The sequence below is a fragment of the Streptomyces sp. NPDC006197 genome (assembly GCF_040613865.1).
GTDB lineage: Bacteria > Actinomycetota > Actinomycetes > Streptomycetales > Streptomycetaceae > Streptomyces.
Genome location: NZ_JBEXSZ010000006.1, coordinates 96,656 through 113,552 on the forward strand (window position 1 = coordinate 96,656; position 16,897 = coordinate 113,552).

The following is a 16,897-nucleotide window of genomic DNA, read 5'->3' on the forward strand; positions in this document are numbered from 1 at the left end:
TTGCGTCCCGTGGGCCGCCACGAAAACATGCGGGGGGGAAGAAGGCCGCGCGGCGAGCACGATCGAGAACGACCCGGAGCCGGAGAGATGCACACCCAGGTGACACCGTTCGACCTCCGGGCGTGGCAGGAGGGGAACCGGCACGATCACCGGGCCGGCTGGAAGGGGGTCTCGCCGGAGTTCGGCGAGATCACGCTGACCTGCCCCCTTCCCCGTACCTCTCCCGAGTCGATCGTCTCGGAGGTGCGCGGCGGCCTCCTGCCGACCGCTTCCTTCGAGGCGCGCGGGGCGCACGTCGAGGGGATCGGGCTGCCGACCCTCAACCGCTTCACGCTGCGGGTCGGCGACCGGATGGTGTACGTGACGCGGAACCGTTTCGGCGTCACGTCGGAGCAGCGGGCCCTGGCGATGCGGTACGCGGGCGACCACTACCGGCTCGCCGCCCTCGACAAGCGTTGCTACGTCCTGACCCGCGCCGCCGACGAGGAGGATCCCGGCGTCACGATCACCGTCCGCGAGACCGGGCGCGGCAAGGGCCGCAGGCTCTCCGTGCACGTCGGGGGGCGTGCCGAGGGCGGGGACCTCGCCCTCGGCCTGATCTTCGCCGGTGTCGACCGCTCCGCCCTGACCCGGATCGGCGCGGTGAGGGCGGGGCTCTCCCGGGCCACCCACTTCTGGACCGAGTCCCAGTACTGAGGCCGCCCGTCGGGTCCCGGGCTGGTCGGGGCCCGGGCGTGGCGGATGCGGGCCTCAGACCCGGCGGGCGGGCCTCGGGGCCCGGCTCAGGCCCGGCGGGTGGGTCTCAGGCCCGGCGGTTGCGTGGCGTTGCGACTCCGAGCACCCGGTCCTTGAGCGCCGGGAACTCCTCCCGGGTCGTCCGGACCTTCGCCGGGTCGAGGACGACCCGCAGGATCTCCTCGTCCGGGCCGGCCTCCGCGAGGGTCTCGCCCCAGGGGTCGACGACGATCGAGTGCCCGGCCTGCTCCACGCCCGCGTGGGTGCCGGCGGTGCCGCAGGCGAGGACGTACGCCTGGTTCTCGACGGCCCTGGCCCGGGCCAGGAGGGTCCAGTGGGCGCGGCGGCGGGCGGGCCAGCCGGCCGGGACGACGAAGGCCTGGGCGCCCGCGTCGACGAGGCCGCGGAAGAGTTCGGGGAAGCGCAGGTCGTAGCAGGTGCCGACGCCGACGGTGAGGTGCGGCAGGTCGACGGTGACGAGGTCCTCCCCGGCGGCCATCAGCACGGCCTCGCCCTTGTCGAAGCCGAAGCGGTGGATCTTCCGGTAGGAGGCGACGAGTTCGCCGTCGGGGGAGAGGACGAGCGAGGTGTTGTAGAGGGCGCCGCCCTCCGCCTCGACGAAGGAGCCGGCGTGCAGCCAGACCCCGGCGTCGCGGGCGGCCTCCGCCATCGCCCGGTGGGTGGGGCCGTTCAACGGCTCGGACTCGGCGGCGAAGAGGTCGGACGCGAAGGCGCCGACGGTCCACAGTTCCGGCAGGACCACGAGGTCGGAACGGCCGGATTCCTCCCGTACGAGACGCGCCGCACGGGCGCGACGGGCATCGACCGGTTCGTCCGGGTCTACCGCGATCTGGATCAGCGAGGCGCGCACACTACCACCGTCCTGGCATTCGAGCCGTCAACACCGGCCTACGATCGTCACACGAAAGCACTGCCGGGGTGCCTTCGGGCAGCGTAACTTAGCGTCCGAGCCTCCCACCCAGTCGTGTTTTCAGCCCGCGCACCGAAGAACCGCCGAGGGGTCCCGTGACCGTCCATCCCAGCCTCCAGAACTACGCCGACGCCTGGACCCATTCCATCGAGGCGATAGCCGAGCTGGTGCAGCCGCTCGTGGAGGGCGAGTGGAACCGGCCGACCCCGTGCATCGGCTGGTCGGTGCGGGACATCGTCTCCCATGTGATCGGCATGGAGACGGAGATGCTCGGCGATCCGCGGCCGATCCACTCCCTGCCCCGCGACCTGTACCACGTGCGCAGTGACTTCGCCCGCTACATGGAGGTCCAGGTCGATGTGCGGCGGCACCACACCGCCCCGGAGATGACCTCGGAGCTGGAGTACATCCTCATCCGGCGGGCCCGCCAGCTCCGCAACGAGAACCGCTCCCCCGAGCATCTGATCCGCGCTCCCCTCGGCGCCGAGCAGTCCCTCGAACTGGCCTACCGGGATCGGGCCTTCGACGTGTGGGTGCACGAGCAGGACCTGCGGACGGCGCTGGGCGTGCCGGGGAACCTGGACTCGGCCGGGGCGCTCGTGGCCCGGGACGTGCTCCTGGAAGCGCTGCCGGACGTGGTCGCCAAGGACGCCGGGGCGCCCCCGTCCTCGGCGGTGGTGCTCGACGTGACCGGTCCGGTGGAGTTCCTGCGGACGGTACGGGTGGACGCGGAGGGCCGCGGTTCGATTGACGGCGCGCCGTCGCTGGGCCCCGCGGTGACGCTGGCGACGGACTGGGAGACGTTCGTCCGCCTCGCCTGCGGCCGGGTCCGGCCGGCCGAGGTGGCCGACCGGGTCAAGACCGAGGGCGACGCGGACCTGGCGGCGGCGATCCTGGGCAACTTCGCGGTGACGCCCCGGTAGACGTGCCGGTAGACGTACCGATGGATCGCGGCACTCTCTATACGGGGACGTGCACGGCCTCGACGCGGCTGGCGACGAGCCGTTCCCGTTCCCTGCGGTGGGTGCGGGCCTTGAGGCGGAGGATCTGCACGACGCCGAGCGCCTCCAGGACGAAGACCGAGGAGAACGCGATCCGGTAGTCGTCGCCGGTCGCGTCGAGCAGCACGCCGACGGCGAGCAGCGTCGTCATCGAGGCGACGAAGCCGCCCATGTTGACGATGCCCGAGGCGGTGCCCTGACGCTCCGGCGGGTTGGCCGGGCGGGCGAAGTCGAAGCCGATCATCGAGGCCGGTCCGCAGGCGCCGAGGACCAGGCAGAGGGTGACCAGCAGCCACATCGGCGCGTGGTCGCCGGGGTACGCGAGGGTCGTGCCCCACAGCAGGGCGGTGGCCGCGACCGTACCGAGGGCGAGCGGGGCGCGGGCCGCGTGGTGGCGGGCGATGATCTGCCCGTACGCGAGGCCGACGGCCATGTTCGACAGCACGACCAGGGTGAGCAGCGTCCCGGCGGTGGACCGGGTCAGGCCCTGCGCCTCGACGAGGAACGGCAGGCCCCAGAGCAGCAGGAACACCATGGCGGGGAACTGGGTGGTGAAGTGCACCCACATGCCGAGCCGGGTGCCGGGCTCCCGCCAGGACTCGGCGATCTGGCGGCGGACGAAGGCGGCACCCGCGTGCCTGGCGGGCTCCGGTTCGTACCCCTCGGGGTGGTCCTTGAGGAAGAGCAGCAGCAGGACGAGGACGAGGACGCCGGCGAAGGAGCTGCCGACGAAGGTGGCCGTCCAGCCGAGGCCGTGCAGGGCGCGGGCGATGAAGACGGTGGAGACGAGGTTGCCGGCCATGCCGATGAGACCGGCGAGCTGGGCGATCAGCGGGCCGCGGCGGGCGGGGAACCAGCGGCTGCCGAGCCGCAGGACGCTGATGAAGGTCATGGCGTCGCCGCAGCCGAGGAGGGCGCGGGAGGCGAGCGCCGTGCCGTACGAGGGGGAGAGCGCGAAGCCCAGCTGGCCGACGGTGAAGAGCACGACGCCGAGGGCCAGGACCTTCTTGGTGCCGAGCCGGTCGACCAGGAGGCCGACGGGTATCTGCATGCCGGCGTAGACGAGCAGCTGGAGGATGGAGAAGGTGGAGAGCGCCGAGGCGTTGACGTCGAAGCGGTCGGCGGCGTCGAGGCCGGCGACGCCCAGGGACGTACGGAAGATGACGGCGACGAAGTAGACGGCGACGCCGACGCCCCAGACGAGGGCGGCGCGGCGGCCGCCGGGCGGATCGTCGGGCAGGCTGACCGGGCTCATCGGTCCTCACCCCGGACCAGGACCTTGACCCAGCTGAGGTGCTGGCGGACGCAGTGCGCGGCGCCCTCGACGTCGCCGGCCTTGATGCGGTCGAGGATCTCGGCGTGCTCGGTGATGTTCTTGGCGACGCGGTCGGGCTGGGACTGCATCACGGCGACGCCCATGCGCAGCTGGCGGTCGCGGAGCTGGTCGTAGAGGCGGACGAGGATCTGGTTGCCGGCGTGCTTGACGATCTCGGCGTGGAAGCAGCGGTCGGTGACGGCGACCTCGGCGAGGTCACCGGCCTCGGCGCGGCGCTTCTGCTCCTCCAGGAGCTCTTCGAGGCGGGCGATCAGGGTGGCGGGCGCGGGCACGGCCCGGCGGACGGCGAACTCCTCGACGAGCAGCCGGGTCTCGACGACGTCGGCGATCTCCTGCGCGGAGACGGCGAGGACGAGGGCGCCCTTCTTCGGGTAGAGCTTCAGCAGCCCTTCCATCTCCAGCTTGAGCAGTGCCTCGCGGACGGGGGTCCTGGACACCCCGACGGCCTGGGCGAGTTCGCCCTCGGTGAGGAGGGTCCCTCCCTCGTAGCGCCGGTCGAGTACGGCCTGCTTGACGTGCATGTAGACGCGGTCGGCCGCGGGGGGCTGCTTGGTGGGCAGGGGGGCGGGACCGGCTGGCGCTGATGGCATGCGCACAGCATAGATACAACAGAGGTGCAACAGACAGCCGCGTCCGCATCCTGGACCCCTTACCGGAGCCGGAAGTCGTAGTAGTCCTCGCCGCCGACGAGTACGGAGGTGAAGCACACCGGGAGGCCGTCGGGCCGGCGCGCGACCTCCTGGGAGGTGCGGCGGGTGAAGCCGAGCGAGAGCCCGGGGACGAACGGGTCCTCGCCGTCGGCATCGTGCGCCGCGAGGCCCTCCAGCAGCTCGTCGGCGGGGGCGCGGAACACGTCGGCGCCCGCCAGAAGCACCCGCGTCGTGGTGTCCCGCCCCTCCCCCGGCCACCACAGCTCGACGGCCGTGACGGTGTCCCGCTCCTCCAGGAGCACCTCGACGCCGACTCCGTCGCAGGCGGTCGAGACCGTCACCAGGACGCGGTTCGGACGGGTGCGGACCCGAGGCTCACCCCAGGGGGAGACGGCCGCCACCGCCTCGTCGAGGGTCATGCCGAGACGTACGGGCCCGGCGCCGCGGGGCGGTTCGAGGGAGAGGTCCATGCCCCAACCCAAACATCCGGTGGCGGCTGATGCCACCACCGGATGTTTCACGTGAAACAGGCGAACCCGGCCACTACGCCCAGGTGATGAGCCTCTTCGGGTTCTCCAGGATCGCGGCGACGTCGGCCAGGAACTTGGAGCCGAGCTCGCCGTCGACCAGGCGGTGGTCGAAGGAGAGGGCCAGCGTGGTGACCTGACGCGGCTTCACCTTGCCCTTGTGGACCCACGGCTGGAGCTTGATCGCACCGACCGCGAGGATCGCGGACTCGCCGGGGTTCAGGATCGGCGTACCGGTGTCGACGCCGAAGACGCCGACGTTGGTGATGGTGAAGGTGCCGCCCTGCATCGCCGCCGGGGTCGTCTTTCCCTCGCGGGCGGTGGCGACGAGCTCGCTCAGGGACTGCGAGAGCTCGGGCAGGGTCTGGGCGTGCGCGTCCTTGATGTTCGGCACGATCAGACCGCGCGGGGTGGCCGCGGCGATGCCCAGGTTCACGTAGTGCTTGAGGACGATCTCCTGCGCCGCCTCGTCCCAGGCCGCGTTGATCTCCGGGTTGCGCTTGACCGCGACCAGGACGGCCTTGGCGATGAGGAGGAGCGGGTTGACCCGCAGGCCCGCCATGTCCTTGTCGGACTTGAGCTCCTCGACCAGCTTCATCGTGCGCGTGATGTCGAAGGTCACGAACTCGGTGACGTGCGGGGCGGTGAAGGCCGAACCGACCATCGCCGCCGCCGTGGCCTTCCGCACGCCCTTGATGGGCACACGGGTCTCCCGGGCGTCGGACGCCACGGCCGGCGCGGCGGCGGGCGCCGCGACCGGTGCCGGTGCCGCCACGGGCGCGGGGGCCTCGACGACCGGGGCGGGCGCCGGGGCGGCCGCCGCGTGGACGTCCTCGCGGGTGATGATCCCGTCCGGGCCGGTCGGGGTGACCGTCGCCAGGTCGACACCGAGGTCCTTGGCGAGCTTGCGCACCGGCGGCTTGGCCAGCGGGCGGCCGGTCACGGGACCGTGGCCGTTCAGCTGCTCGGGGACCACCGGGGCGGGCGCGGCGACCTCGGCCGCCTGGGCCGGAGCGCCCGGCGTCTTGCGGGCGCGCCGCTTGGTGGAGCTCGCGGCCACGCCGTAGCCGACGAGGACCGGCTGGCGGCCCTCCGGCTCGACGGCCTCCGGCTCGGCCACCGTCTCCTGGACGGGAGCGGCCGCCACGGCCGGGGCCGCCGGGGCCTCGGGCTCGGCGCCGCCGCCCACGTTCACCGAGATGATGACCTGGCCGACGTCGACCGTGGTGCCCTCGGGGAAGAGGAGCTCGTGGACCGTCCCGTCGAAGGGGATCGGCAGCTCGACGGCGGCCTTGGCCGTCTCGACCTCGATCACGACCTGCCCGTCGGTGACGGTGTCACCGGGCTGGACGTACCACTTGAGGATCTCGGCCTCGGTCAGGCCCTCGCCCACGTCGGGCATCTTGAATTCGCGGATCGTCATGGTCGTGCTCTCCTCAGTACGCCAGCGAGCGGTCGACGGCGTCGAGCACGCGGTCCAGGCCCGGCAGGTACTCCTCCTCCAGGCGCGCCGGCGGGTACGGCGCGTGGTAGCCGCCGACCCGCAGGACGGGGGCTTCCAGGTGGTAGAAGCAGCGCTCGGTGATCCGGGCGGCGATCTCCGCTCCGGAGCCGAAGAACACCGGCGCCTCGTGGACGACGACCAGGCGGCGGGTCTTCTCGACCGAGGCCTGGATGGTGTCGAAGTCGAGGGGGGAGATCGAGCGCAGGTCCACGACCTCGATCGACTTGCCCTCCTCGGCGGCGGCCGCGGCCGCCTCCAGGCAGGTCTTCACCATCGGGCCGTAGGCGACGAGGGTGAGGTCCGTGCCCTCGCGGGCGACCCGGGCCTTGTGCAGCTCGCCGGGGATGGCCTCGGTGTCGACCTCGCCCTTGTCCCAGTAGCGGCGCTTGGGCTCGAAGAAGATGACCGGGTCGTCGCTCTGGATCGCCTGCTGGAGCATCCAGTAGGCGTCGGAGGAGTTCGCCGGGGTGACGACCTTGAGGCCCGCGACGTGCGCGAAGAGCGACTCGGGGGACTCGGAGTGGTGCTCGACGGCGCCGATGCCACCGCCGTACGGGATGCGGATGACGACCGGCATCTTCACGGTGCCGAGCGAACGGGCCCGCATCTTCGCCAGCTGCGTGACGATCTGGTCGTACGCCGGGAAGACGAAGCCGTCGAACTGGATCTCCACGACCGGCCGGTAGCCGCGCAGCGCGAGGCCGATCGCGGTGCCGACGATGCCGGACTCGGCGAGCGGGGTGTCGACGACCCGGTCCTCGCCGAAGTCCTTCTGCAGGCCGTCGGTGATCCGGAAGACACCGCCGAGCTTGCCGACGTCCAGGCCCATGATGACGACCTTGGGGTCGGTCTCCAGGGCCTTGCGCAGCGACTCGTTGAGCGCCTTCGCCAGGGGAAGCTTCTGAACAGCCATGATTACTCGGCCTCTCCGCCCGTGAAGGACTCCTGGTAGGCGGCGAACTGCGCGCGCTCCTCGTCGACGAGCGCGTGCCCGTCCGCGTAGGTGTGGTCGAACATCGCCATGTGGTCCGGGACGGGCATGGCGCGGACGACCTCGCGGACGTTCTTGCCGAGGGCCTCGCTCTCCGCTTCCAGCTCCTCGAAGAAGGCCGCGTCGGCGTGGCCCTCGTTCTCCAGGTACGCCTTCAGGCGGAGGATCGGGTCCTTGGCCTCCCACGCCTCGCGCTCCGCGTCGCGGCGGTAGCGCGTCGGGTCGTCGGAGGTGGTGTGGGCGGCCATGCGGTAGGTGAACGCCTCGACGAGCGTCGGGCCCTCGCCGCGGCGGGCGCGCTCCAGCGCGGACCGGGTCACGGCCAGGCACGCGAGGACGTCGTTGCCGTCGACGCGGACGCCGGGGAAGCCGAAGCCGCGGGCGCGCTGGTAGAGCGGGACGCGGGTCTGCTTCTCGATCGGCTCGGAAATGGCCCACTGGTTGTTCTGGCAGAAGAACACGACCGGAGCGTTGTAGACCGCGGAGAAGACGAACGACTCGTTGACGTCGCCCTGGCTGGAGGCGCCGTCACCGAAGTAGGCGAGTACGGCGGAGTCCGCGCCGTCCTTGGCGATGCCCATGGCGTAGCCGGTGGCGTGCAGGGTCTGCGAGCCGAGGACGATCGTGTACAGGTGGAAATTGTTGCTGTTGGGGTCCCAGCCGCCGTTGTTCACACCGCGGAACATTCCCAGCAGATTCGTCGGGTCGACCCCGCGGCACCAGGCGACGCCGTGCTCGCGGTAGGTCGGGAAGACGTAGTCGTCGTCGCGCAGGGCCCGGCCCGAACCGATCTGGGCGGCCTCCTGGCCGAGCAGCGAGGCCCACAGGCCCAGCTCGCCCTGACGCTGCAGGGCGGTCGCCTCGGCGTCGAAGCGCCGGGTGAGGACCATGTCGCGGTACAGACCGCGCAGTTCCTCGGCGCTCAGATCGATGTCGTAGTCGGGGTGCTGGACTCGCTCCCCTTCGGGCGTCAGCAGCTGAACGAGCTCGGGCTCCGTGGCCGTGGCGGCCGTCGCCTTCTTGGTGGTGCTCGTGCTCGCGCTTGCGGTGCGCTTGGTGCCGCTGCTGCGTCGCGTCGTCTTGCGCGCGGCAGTGCTCTCCACGGTCACGTGCGTGCTCCTCCGTCGGTCCGGCCCCCGGGTTCGCCGGTGAGGCCAGTGCGGCTCCGCCTTGTCCGTACCTTCGCACGGGGTGGGTGCGACGCGGCCGGAGTCGGGCGTGAAAGGTGCCCCGGCGAGCGCCGTCATAGGCACGTTACCCATTACGCGGCATTACCGCGAAACCCCACTTGACCTGCGATTTTGCTTGGATTTCCAAGTAAATCGAGAAAAGGGGGGACTCATCCCTGGTCAGAGCATGGACAACGGGCCCGACGCCGTCGTCGGAACACCCGGCACGTTATCCCGCGCACCCCGGGCGCCGGAAGACCCAATATGTGAGACTGACCGCGTGCGCGAAGAGGGAAAAATCCGGGTATTTCTGCTGGACGACCATGAAGTCGTCCGGCGCGGAGTCCACGAGCTGCTCTCCGTGGAGGACGACATCGAGGTGGTCGGCGAGGCCGGGACGGCGGCGGACGCGCTGGTCAGGATCCCTGCGACCCGCCCGGACGTCGCGGTGCTCGACGTCCGGCTGCCCGACGGCAGCGGGGTGGAGGTGTGCCGGGAGATCCGCTCGCAGGACGAGTCGATCAGATGCCTGATGCTGACCTCGTACGCGGACGACGAGGCGCTCTTCGACGCGATCATGGCCGGGGCCTCGGGCTACGTCCTCAAGGCGATCCGGGGCAACGAGCTGCTGAACGCCGTACGGGACGTGGCGGCCGGCAGGTCGCTGCTCGACCCGGTGGCCACCGCCCGGGTCCTGGAGCGGCTGCGCGACGGCAACAACCCGAAGCGCGACGACAGACTCGCCAACCTGACGGAGCAGGAGCGCAGGATCCTCGACCTGATCGGCGAGGGCCTGACCAACCGGGTCATCGGCGAGCGGCTCCACCTCGCGGAGAAGACCATCAAGAACTACGTCTCCAGCCTGCTGTCGAAGCTGGGCATGGAACGGCGCTCGCAGGCGGCGGCGTACGTGGCCCGGCTCCAGGCCGAACGTCACTGACGCCCGTCGGCCCCGGCCCGCACCGGGGCGGGGCCGACGGACCGCTCTCGGGACCTACGGCCCCCTCGAACCGGGGCAGGGGCCCCTTTTCCGACACGGTGCCGGTGGCGGAGAGTGGAGACCATGTCCACCGACGAGATCCGCGCCATCGAGTTGCTCAGCCGTGTGTCGTACGGCCGGGTGGCGACGAGCATGCGGGCGATGCCGTTCGTCGCCCCCGCCCGCCACGTCGTGGCCGACGGCCGCGTCCTGCTCCGGATGCACCGGGGCCTCGGCTACCACCGCGCCTGCAACGGCAGCGTGGTCGCGTACGGCGCGGACAACTGCGACTCCGGCGCCGAGCACATCTGGTCCGTGCAGTTCACGGGCACGGCCGAGATCGTCGAGCCGACGGCGGAGGAACGGGCGGCCTTCGGCCCCGAGCCCGTACGGGTGGACGGCGAGCCCTTCACCCCGGTGTTCCTGCGGATCGAGCCCCGGTTCGTGACGGTCCACGAGCTGGACTACAGCGGGCAGGCGGACGCCGGGACGTCCTCCGAGACCCGTTCCGAAGCCGGTCCCGGAACCGGCTCCCAGGCCCGTCCCGGGGACGGTTCCGAGCCCCGCTCCGCGGAGCGACGCCTCCACCACGCAGCGTGATCTAACATCTGCGGGGTGCCGCGCTCATCTGCACCCCACGCTCCGCCCGTCCGCCCCCTCCTGCGTCGCTACACGGACGTGGGCGAGCCCCTCTCCTGCGTCCCCGTGACCGAGGGCCTGCTCAACCGCGGCTACCGGCTCTCCACCACCCGCGGGGCGTACTTCCTCAAGCAGCACCTGGACGCACCCACCTCGGACCGGGCCACCATCACCCGCCAGCACCGCGCCACCCAGCGCTTACACACCCTCGGCCTGCCCGTGGCGCCGCCGCTCCCCGACAGCCGGGGCCGCACGGTCGCCCTCGTCGGCGGCCACTGCTACGCCCTGCACCCCTGGATCGACGGCCGCCACCGCGACGGCGCCCAGCTCTCCGCCGGCTGCTCCCGCCGCCTCGGCACCCTCCTCGGCCGCGTCCACACCTGCCTGGAGCAGGTCATGGAGTCCCCACCGCCGGGCGGCGAGCACGAGAGCGCCCGCCCCGAGGACACCTTCCGGGCCATCGAGGAGCTGCTCCGTCTCGCCCGCGCGCACCACCCCCGCGACAGCTTCGACGCGCTCGCCGAGCACCGGCTCAGGGAGCGGCGCAGGCTGCTCGCGCAGCACGCCCACCACCGGCCGCCGCCCGCCTCCGCCGCAGGCTGGGTGCACGGGGACTTCCACCCGCTGAACCTGCTGTACCGGGGCGCGGAGCCCGCCGCGATCGTCGACTGGGACCGGCTCGGGGTCCGCCCCAGGGCCGAGGAGGCGGTCAGGGCCGCCGCGATCTTCTTCGTACGTCCGGAGGGGGAGCTGGCCCTGGAGAAGGTGCGGGCGTACGCGCGCGCGTACCGGCGGGCGACGGGCACGGACGGCGCCGAGCTGGCCGCGGCGGCGCACCGGGTGTGGTGGGAGCGGCTCAACGACTTCTGGACCCTGCGCTGGCGCTACCAGCTGCACGACCGACGGGCCGACCCGCAGTTCCCCGCGGTGTCGGCCCTGGCGGTCTGGTGGACGCGCGAGTACGCGGCGGTCCGCGACGCCTTCGCCGGCTGAGCACGGCGAAGGCGGCTCCGTCGTCGGCGTGCCGGGGAGCCGTCAGCCGGTCTCGGTGCCCGTGCCCGGCGGCGGGGTGTCCGGGTTCTCGTTGCCGCCGGAGGAGTCGCCGGTCGGGTCGCCCGTCGGCTCCGACGGGGTCCCGGTCGTCGGCTCGCCCGTCGGCTCCGACGGCGTGTCCGTCGGGTCGGTCGGCGGCGTGGTCGTCGGCTGAGTCGGCGTCTCGGTCGTCGGCGTGCCCGTGGGCCAGGTCGGCTCGTACGTCGTCGGCGGGTTCCACGGCTGCTGCGTCTCGCCGGTCGACGTGCCCGAATCCTGGGAGGGCTCCTCGGTGGGCTCCTCCGAGGGGGTGGGCTCCTCGGAGGCGGTCGACGGCGAGGTGCTGACGGTGGACGTCGGCTGCTTCACGTCACCGCCCGGACCACCCGCCTTGTCGAGCGCGTACGCGACGCCCGCGACGATCGCGACCAGCGCGAGCGCGGCGAACAGCCACACCTTGCCCCGGCCGCCGCTGCCGCCGTTCTGCGCGCCGTACCCGTCCTGGTTGTAGCCGCCGGTGCCGCCGTCGTAGCCGCCGTCGTTCGGGTTCACCGGCGGAAGGATCGGGCCCTGCGCGGTCTCGCCGTGCAGGGGGTGGCCCATCGCGGTCGTCGCGGCCATGCCGCCGCCCGGGGTGTGCCCGCCCTCGTGCACCTCGACCGGCCCGGTGTTCCACGCGCCGGTGTAACCGCCCTGCTGCTGGAGCATCTGGAGGGCGTACTGGATGAGCCCGCGCATCTCCTCGGCGCTCTGGAACCGGTCGTCCGGGTCCTTCGCGAGCGAGCGCATCACCAGGCCGTCGAGCTCCGGCGGCACGGACCCCGTCACGTCGGACGGCGGGACCGGCGCGTCCTGGACGTGCTGGTAGACGACGGACAGCGGGGTCTCGCCGGTGAAGGGGGGCCGCAGCGCGAGGAGCTCGTAGAGCAGGCAGCCCGTGGCGTACAGGTCGGAGCGGTGGTCGACCGCCTTGCCGAGGGCCTGCTCGGGGGAGAGGTACTGCGGGGTGCCCATGACCATGCCGGTCTGGGTCATCGTCGACTGCGCGCCGTGCAGGGCGCGCGCGATGCCGAAGTCCATGACCTTCACCGCGCCGGTGTGCGTGATGATCACGTTCGCCGGCTTGATGTCGCGGTGCACGATGCCGTGCTGGTGCGAGTAGGCCAGCGCCTCCAGGACGCCGGAGACGATGATGAGCGCCTGCTCGGGACCGGGGGCCTCGGCGCTGAGCAGCAGGTCGCGGATGGTGCGGCCCTCGACCAGCTCCATCACGATGTACGGCACGGGCCGGCCGCCGACGAGGTCCTCGCCGGAGTCGTACACGGCGACGATCGCGTGGTGGTTGAGTCCGGCGACGGACTGCGCCTCGCGGGTGAAGCGGGCCTTGGAGACCGGGTCCTCGGCGAGATCGGCGCGCAGCAGCTTGACGGCCACGGTGCGGCCGAGCCGTACGTCCTCGGCGGCGAAGACCTCCGCCATGCCGCCCCGGCCCAGACGGTGCGTCAGGCGGTAGCGGCCGTCGCCGACGACGCCGCCCTCGCCCCACGATTCCGCCGACGCGTCCGGCACACCGCCACCTGCTCCGGATTCGGGTGCCATCAGTCCTCGCCGTCGTCTGTCGTGCCGTGTCCAGTCGTCACGCTACAGGCTCCGTACGACACCACGGTCCGAGATGGACCGGCCATCCAACCTCCTCGACGTACGCCTGTGCAAATTCGGCGGGTTTCCCCCGGCCGTGCGGAAACGCTTCCTGTGCGGAGGGTCACGGAACGGGTACCGAACCGATGCGCGGCTTGACGTGTCACTGCCCTACGGCAGACTTGCGCCAGGAAATTCCGGATCGACGCCGCCACGCGCGCGTAGGGGGAAGCACAGATGAGCCAGGACGGCGCACAGGGCCGCTATGCGGGCGGTTCGGTCGCGGGCGGCCGGTACCAGCTGCGCGACCTTCTCGGCGAGGGCGGCATGGCGTCGGTCTACCTGGCCTACGACAGCGCCCTCGACCGGCAGGTCGCCATCAAGACGCTGCACACGGAGCTCGGCCGGGAGCAGTCCTTCCGCGAGCGGTTCCGGCGCGAGGCGCAGGCCGTCGCGAAGCTGTCGCACACGAACATCGTCTCGGTCTTCGACACCGGCGAGGACACCCTCGACGGCGCCGTCATGCCGTACATCGTCATGGAGTACGTGGAGGGGCAGCCGCTCGGCTCGGTCCTCGCCGCGGACGTCCAGCAGTACGGCGCGATGCCGGCCGACAAGGCGCTGAAGGTCACGGCCGACGTGCTGGCCGCGCTCGAGGTCAGCCACGAGATGGGCCTGGTCCACCGTGACATCAAGCCGGGCAACGTGATGACCACCAAGCGCGGTGTGGTCAAGGTCATGGACTTCGGCATCGCGCGGGCCATGCAGTCCGGGGTCACCTCGATGACGCAGACCGGCATGGTCGTCGGCACCCCCCAGTACCTCTCCCCCGAGCAGGCCCTCGGCCGCGCGGTGGACGCCCGCTCCGACCTTTATTCGGTCGGCATCATGCTCTTCCAGCTGCTGACGGGCCGTCTCCCCTTCGACGCCGACTCGCCGCTCGCCATCGCCTACGCGCACGTGCAGGAGGAGCCGGTCGCCCCGTCCTCCGTCAACCGCTCGGTGACGCCGGCGATGGACGCGCTCGTCGCCCGCGCGCTGCGGAAGAACCCGAACGAGCGGTTCCCGAGCGCGGCCGCGATGCGCGACGAGTGCCTGCGGGTCCTGGCGGCCGGCCAGACCGGTGCGCCGATGATCGTCCAGGGCGGTCCGGTCAGCAGCGGTGCCGGCGTCAGCTCGGCGGTCTTCCCGCCCGTCGGCCAGACCCCGCCGCCGACCCCGCACCCCGGCGTGCAGCAGCCCTACCTGCCGCCGACGCCGCAGCCCGGCCCGTACGGCCCCGCGACCCCCGCGCCCGCCCCGGCGTACGGATACCCGCAGCAGGCGCCCACGCCCGCGCCGTACGCCCCCACCCCGGCCCCCGCGCCGTACGCCCCGACGCCGGCGCCCATGCCCGCTTCCGTCGCGACCGGCGGCTCGGGTTCCGACTCCCGCCGGAACACCCCGGTCATCGTCGGTGCGATCGCCGTCGCGCTGCTCGCGATCGGCGGCCTGCTCGTGGCGCTCAACATGAACAAGGACTCGGACCCGCAGGCCGGCGGCACCGGCGGCACGGGGACGCAGCAGAGCCAGACGGCGGCGCCCGGCCACAAGGGCCCCGACCTGACCAAGACGATCGACACGAAGAAGTGCACGCAGCCTAGGGAGTCGAGCGACGACCCCACCAAGTTCGAGGTCCCGAACTTCACCTACAAGAACATCCAGTCGGTGAAGGCGTGCGTCCGGGACGCCGGGTGGAAGATCATGACCCAGACCCCGGTGGACGAGTCCACGTACGGCGAGGGCACGGTCCTGGAGCAGTACCCGCCGGCCGGTGAGGACATCACGGACGAGGACGCCGAGTTCACCCTCAAGATCTCGACGGGCAACCCGCCGCAGTAGTCCCGGAGCCGCCGTACGCCCCCTGGCCCCGTCCCGGATGCCGGAACGAATCGGGCATGTGACGCTGAGTCGAACGTCTCCGCGCCTCGGTACGGGAGGGGGTCACCCGGTGACTCCAGCACTCCGCAGGGCACGCGCGCGGGCTCTGCGCCCCGCGCTCACCTGCGCGTTCACCTGCGCCCTGTACGCCACACCCTTCGCGTACGCGGCGCAGGCCCCCGACATCTCGATGGGCAGAGCGGCCCAGCCTCCCGGCACTTCGATGGGCGGCGTGGCCCAGCCCCCCGGCACTTTGATGGGCAGCGGGGCCCAGCCCCCCGGCGCCTCGATGGGCAGAGCGGCCCAGGCCCCCGGCACCTGGATGGGCGGCGTGGTGCCGACGCCGGCGGCGGGCCCGTCCTCCGCCACGCCCTCCTCGACCGCGCCGCCGGGCTCACCCTCCCCGTCCGCCTTCCCGTCCTCCTCTCCGTCCGTCTCCCCGTCGGCATCTCCGAGCGGCGACGGGGGCACCCGCGCGCCCGTCTCCCCGGCGCCCGCGCCCACCGGAACGGAGGCGCCGCCGGCGCCGAGCGCCGAGCCCTCCGACGCCCCCGCCCCCAGCCGTTCCGCCTCCCTCGCGGGGCGACCCGCGGGCGAGGGGAGGGCCCGCCCCGGGCGCTCCGAGGCCGCCGCTCCCGCCGCCTCGGCGAGCGCCAAGGCGCCGTCGCCCCGCCCCCCTCGTACCGAAACCGCTACAACCTCGCGCGAGCACGACGCCGCCGAGGAGACGCGCGAGCCGGTACGCGAGGGGGACCCGCTGCCGCCCGAGGCGGCGCCCGCCAGCCTGCCCGCCGCGGCTCCCGGACTGGCCGACGAGACCGCATCCCCCCTCGTCGACCAGCGGATTCCCGTGCTCACCCTGGGCGTGGGGCTGGCCCTGATGGGCTTCGGAATCGGCTTCCTCGGGCTCCGGATGCGCCGCCGCTGACCCCGCCGGGACCCCCGGGGTCCCCCTTGAGTCGGACCTTCCGCTTCCCTCTCAGGACGGTTGCCCACCGCGGCATACCCGGTATACATACTGAGTATGTCGATCCGCCACGGGCTCCTCGCCCTCCTCGAACGCGGCCCTCGCTACGGCTCACAGCTCCGTACGGAGTTCGAGTCGCGCACCGGCTCCACCTGGCCGCTCAACGTCGGCCAGGTCTACACGACCCTCAACCGGCTCGAGCGCGACGGCATGGTCGCCCAGGGCGGCGAGGACGCGGCCGGGCACACGCTCTACGCGATCACCGACAGCGGCCGCGCCGAGCTCAGGACCTGGTTCGAGAAGCCGGTGGACCGCACCAGCCCCGCCCGCGACGAGCTGGCCATCAAGCTCGCCATGGCCGTGGGGGCGCCCGGCGTCGACATCCGCGCCGTCATCCAGTCCCAGCGCCGGCACACCGTGAAGGCGATGCAGGACTACACCCGGCTCAAGGCGCGGGCCCTGCTCGCCGTCGAGGGCGGCGGGGCCCGGGAGCGGGACGACGTGGCCTGGCTGCTCGTCCTGGAGCAGCTGATCTTCCAGACCGAGGCGGAGGCCCGCTGGCTGGACCACTGCGAGTCCCGGCTGATCCGCCTGTCGGCGACGGCGGCCGCAGGGAGCCCGGCGACCGCGCCCGCGGGCCCGACGGCCCCGAGTGCGCCGGTCCTCCCGGCCGCCCCGGCGGTCTCCAGCGCCCCGGTCGGCCCGAGCGCCCCGAGTGCACCGGCCGCCCCGGCCGAGCCGGGGACTCCGGCCTCTTAGCGCCCTTCGACCACCGGTACGCCCGGGGCGCGTCGGCCGCACCCTCGCGCCCCGCCCATACCGCTGACGCACCACTGACGCACCACCACCTTCCACCGCACGCTCCCGTACCCGGCCCG

At 72.6% G+C, this 16,897-nt stretch carries 16 protein-coding genes; 8 read left to right on the forward strand and 8 right to left on the reverse strand.

All coding sequences use genetic code 11. The annotated features are described in order from the left end of the window. Nucleotides 1–87 precede the first annotated feature (87 nt). Entirely contained in the window at nt 88–696 is a 609-nt protein-coding gene (locus ABZ318_RS03295) for a hypothetical protein (RefSeq protein WP_356900788.1), read from the forward strand. 106 nt (nt 697–802) lie between these two features. Here ABZ318_RS03295 and ABZ318_RS03300 read toward each other — a convergent pair whose 3' ends face one another. Next, nucleotides 803–1,606, reverse strand: a complete 804-nt coding sequence (locus ABZ318_RS03300; RefSeq protein ID WP_356900789.1) for a carbon-nitrogen family hydrolase — start codon at nt 1,604–1,606, stop codon at nt 803–805. 155 nt (nt 1,607–1,761) lie between these two features. On the opposite strand from ABZ318_RS03300, the gene ABZ318_RS03305 reads away from it, so the two are divergent. Beyond that, entirely contained in the window at nt 1,762–2,589 is an 828-nt protein-coding gene (locus ABZ318_RS03305; RefSeq protein ID WP_356900790.1) for a maleylpyruvate isomerase family mycothiol-dependent enzyme, read from the forward strand. Between the two features lie 37 nt (nt 2,590–2,626). Here ABZ318_RS03305 and ABZ318_RS03310 read toward each other — a convergent pair whose 3' ends face one another. The 6 genes from ABZ318_RS03310 to pdhA all read right to left on the reverse strand — a co-directional run bounded on the left by ABZ318_RS03310 (nt 2,627) and on the right by pdhA (nt 8,784). Next, nucleotides 2,627–3,922 (reverse strand): MFS transporter, encoded by a 1,296-nt coding sequence (locus ABZ318_RS03310; protein WP_356900791.1) that lies wholly within the window; start codon nt 3,920–3,922, stop codon nt 2,627–2,629. Continuing rightward, on the reverse strand, nt 3,919–4,593 hold the full coding sequence (locus ABZ318_RS03315; protein WP_356900792.1) for a GntR family transcriptional regulator: 675 nt from the start codon (nt 4,591–4,593) through the stop codon (nt 3,919–3,921). Before ABZ318_RS03315 ends, ABZ318_RS03310 begins: the two co-directional genes overlap by 4 nt. A gap of 59 nt (nt 4,594–4,652) precedes the next feature. Then, the gene (locus ABZ318_RS03320; RefSeq protein WP_356900793.1) at nt 4,653–5,123 is read right to left on the reverse strand and encodes a hypothetical protein; all 471 of its coding nucleotides are present in this window, start codon (nt 5,121–5,123) and stop codon (nt 4,653–4,655) included. A gap of 73 nt (nt 5,124–5,196) precedes the next feature. Then, complete coding sequence (locus ABZ318_RS03325) at nt 5,197–6,603, reverse strand: dihydrolipoamide acetyltransferase family protein (protein WP_356900794.1); 1,407 nt, start codon at nt 6,601–6,603, stop codon at nt 5,197–5,199. Nucleotides 6,604–6,616: 13 nt separating this feature from the next. Beyond that, a complete protein-coding gene (locus ABZ318_RS03330; protein ID WP_093875189.1) occupies nt 6,617–7,597 on the reverse strand; it encodes an alpha-ketoacid dehydrogenase subunit beta in 981 nt (326 codons plus the stop codon). Nucleotides 7,598–7,599: 2 nt separating this feature from the next. After that, complete coding sequence (gene pdhA, locus ABZ318_RS03335; RefSeq protein ID WP_356900795.1) at nt 7,600–8,784, reverse strand: pyruvate dehydrogenase (acetyl-transferring) E1 component subunit alpha; 1,185 nt, start codon at nt 8,782–8,784, stop codon at nt 7,600–7,602. A 340-nt stretch (nt 8,785–9,124) separates the two neighbouring features. Here pdhA and ABZ318_RS03340 point away from each other — a divergent pair, with 340 nt between their 5' ends. From ABZ318_RS03340 to ABZ318_RS03350, 3 genes are all read left to right on the forward strand, one after another. After that, complete coding sequence (locus ABZ318_RS03340; protein WP_356900796.1) at nt 9,125–9,784, forward strand: response regulator transcription factor; 660 nt, start codon at nt 9,125–9,127, stop codon at nt 9,782–9,784. Nucleotides 9,785–9,907: 123 nt separating this feature from the next. Further along, on the forward strand, nt 9,908–10,423 hold the full coding sequence (locus tag ABZ318_RS03345) for a pyridoxamine 5'-phosphate oxidase family protein (protein ID WP_356900797.1): 516 nt from the start codon (nt 9,908–9,910) through the stop codon (nt 10,421–10,423). 15 nt (nt 10,424–10,438) lie between these two features. Beyond that, the gene (locus ABZ318_RS03350; RefSeq protein ID WP_356900798.1) at nt 10,439–11,455 is read left to right on the forward strand and encodes a phosphotransferase; all 1,017 of its coding nucleotides are present in this window, start codon (nt 10,439–10,441) and stop codon (nt 11,453–11,455) included. A gap of 42 nt (nt 11,456–11,497) precedes the next feature. Here ABZ318_RS03350 and ABZ318_RS03355 read toward each other — a convergent pair whose 3' ends face one another. Continuing rightward, nucleotides 11,498–13,093, reverse strand: coding sequence for a protein kinase (locus tag ABZ318_RS03355; protein WP_356900799.1), 1,596 nt, complete (start codon nt 13,091–13,093; stop codon nt 11,498–11,500). Nucleotides 13,094–13,369: 276 nt separating this feature from the next. Here ABZ318_RS03355 and ABZ318_RS03360 point away from each other — a divergent pair, with 276 nt between their 5' ends. From ABZ318_RS03360 to ABZ318_RS03370, 3 genes are all read left to right on the forward strand, one after another. Then, entirely contained in the window at nt 13,370–15,013 is a 1,644-nt protein-coding gene (locus ABZ318_RS03360; protein ID WP_356900800.1) for a protein kinase, read from the forward strand. A gap of 109 nt (nt 15,014–15,122) precedes the next feature. Then, the gene (locus ABZ318_RS03365) at nt 15,123–15,980 is read left to right on the forward strand and encodes a hypothetical protein (protein ID WP_356900801.1); all 858 of its coding nucleotides are present in this window, start codon (nt 15,123–15,125) and stop codon (nt 15,978–15,980) included. 96 nt (nt 15,981–16,076) lie between these two features. Then, nucleotides 16,077–16,778 (forward strand): PadR family transcriptional regulator, encoded by a 702-nt coding sequence (locus tag ABZ318_RS03370; RefSeq protein ID WP_356900802.1) that lies wholly within the window; start codon nt 16,077–16,079, stop codon nt 16,776–16,778. The last annotated feature ends 119 nt before the right edge of the window (nt 16,779–16,897 follow it).

Coding starts and splice junctions, on each gene's coding strand:
- ABZ318_RS03295 (WP_356900788.1), top strand. CDS start 88: ATGCACACCCAGGTGACACCGTTCGACCTCCGGGCGTGGCAGGAGGGG.
- ABZ318_RS03310 (WP_356900791.1), bottom strand. CDS start 3,922: ATGAGCCCGGTCAGCCTGCCCGACGATCCGCCCGGCGGCCGCCGCGCC.
- ABZ318_RS03315 (WP_356900792.1), bottom strand. CDS start 4,593: ATGCCATCAGCGCCAGCCGGTCCCGCCCCCCTGCCCACCAAGCAGCCC.
- ABZ318_RS03320 (WP_356900793.1), bottom strand. CDS start 5,123: ATGGACCTCTCCCTCGAACCGCCCCGCGGCGCCGGGCCCGTACGTCTC.
- ABZ318_RS03325 (WP_356900794.1), bottom strand. CDS start 6,603: ATGACGATCCGCGAATTCAAGATGCCCGACGTGGGCGAGGGCCTGACC.
- ABZ318_RS03330 (WP_093875189.1), bottom strand. CDS start 7,597: ATGGCTGTTCAGAAGCTTCCCCTGGCGAAGGCGCTCAACGAGTCGCTG.
- ABZ318_RS03345 (WP_356900797.1), top strand. CDS start 9,908: ATGTCCACCGACGAGATCCGCGCCATCGAGTTGCTCAGCCGTGTGTCG.
- ABZ318_RS03355 (WP_356900799.1), bottom strand. CDS start 13,093: ATGGCACCCGAATCCGGAGCAGGTGGCGGTGTGCCGGACGCGTCGGCG.
- ABZ318_RS03360 (WP_356900800.1), top strand. CDS start 13,370: ATGAGCCAGGACGGCGCACAGGGCCGCTATGCGGGCGGTTCGGTCGCG.
- ABZ318_RS03370 (WP_356900802.1), top strand. CDS start 16,077: ATGTCGATCCGCCACGGGCTCCTCGCCCTCCTCGAACGCGGCCCTCGC.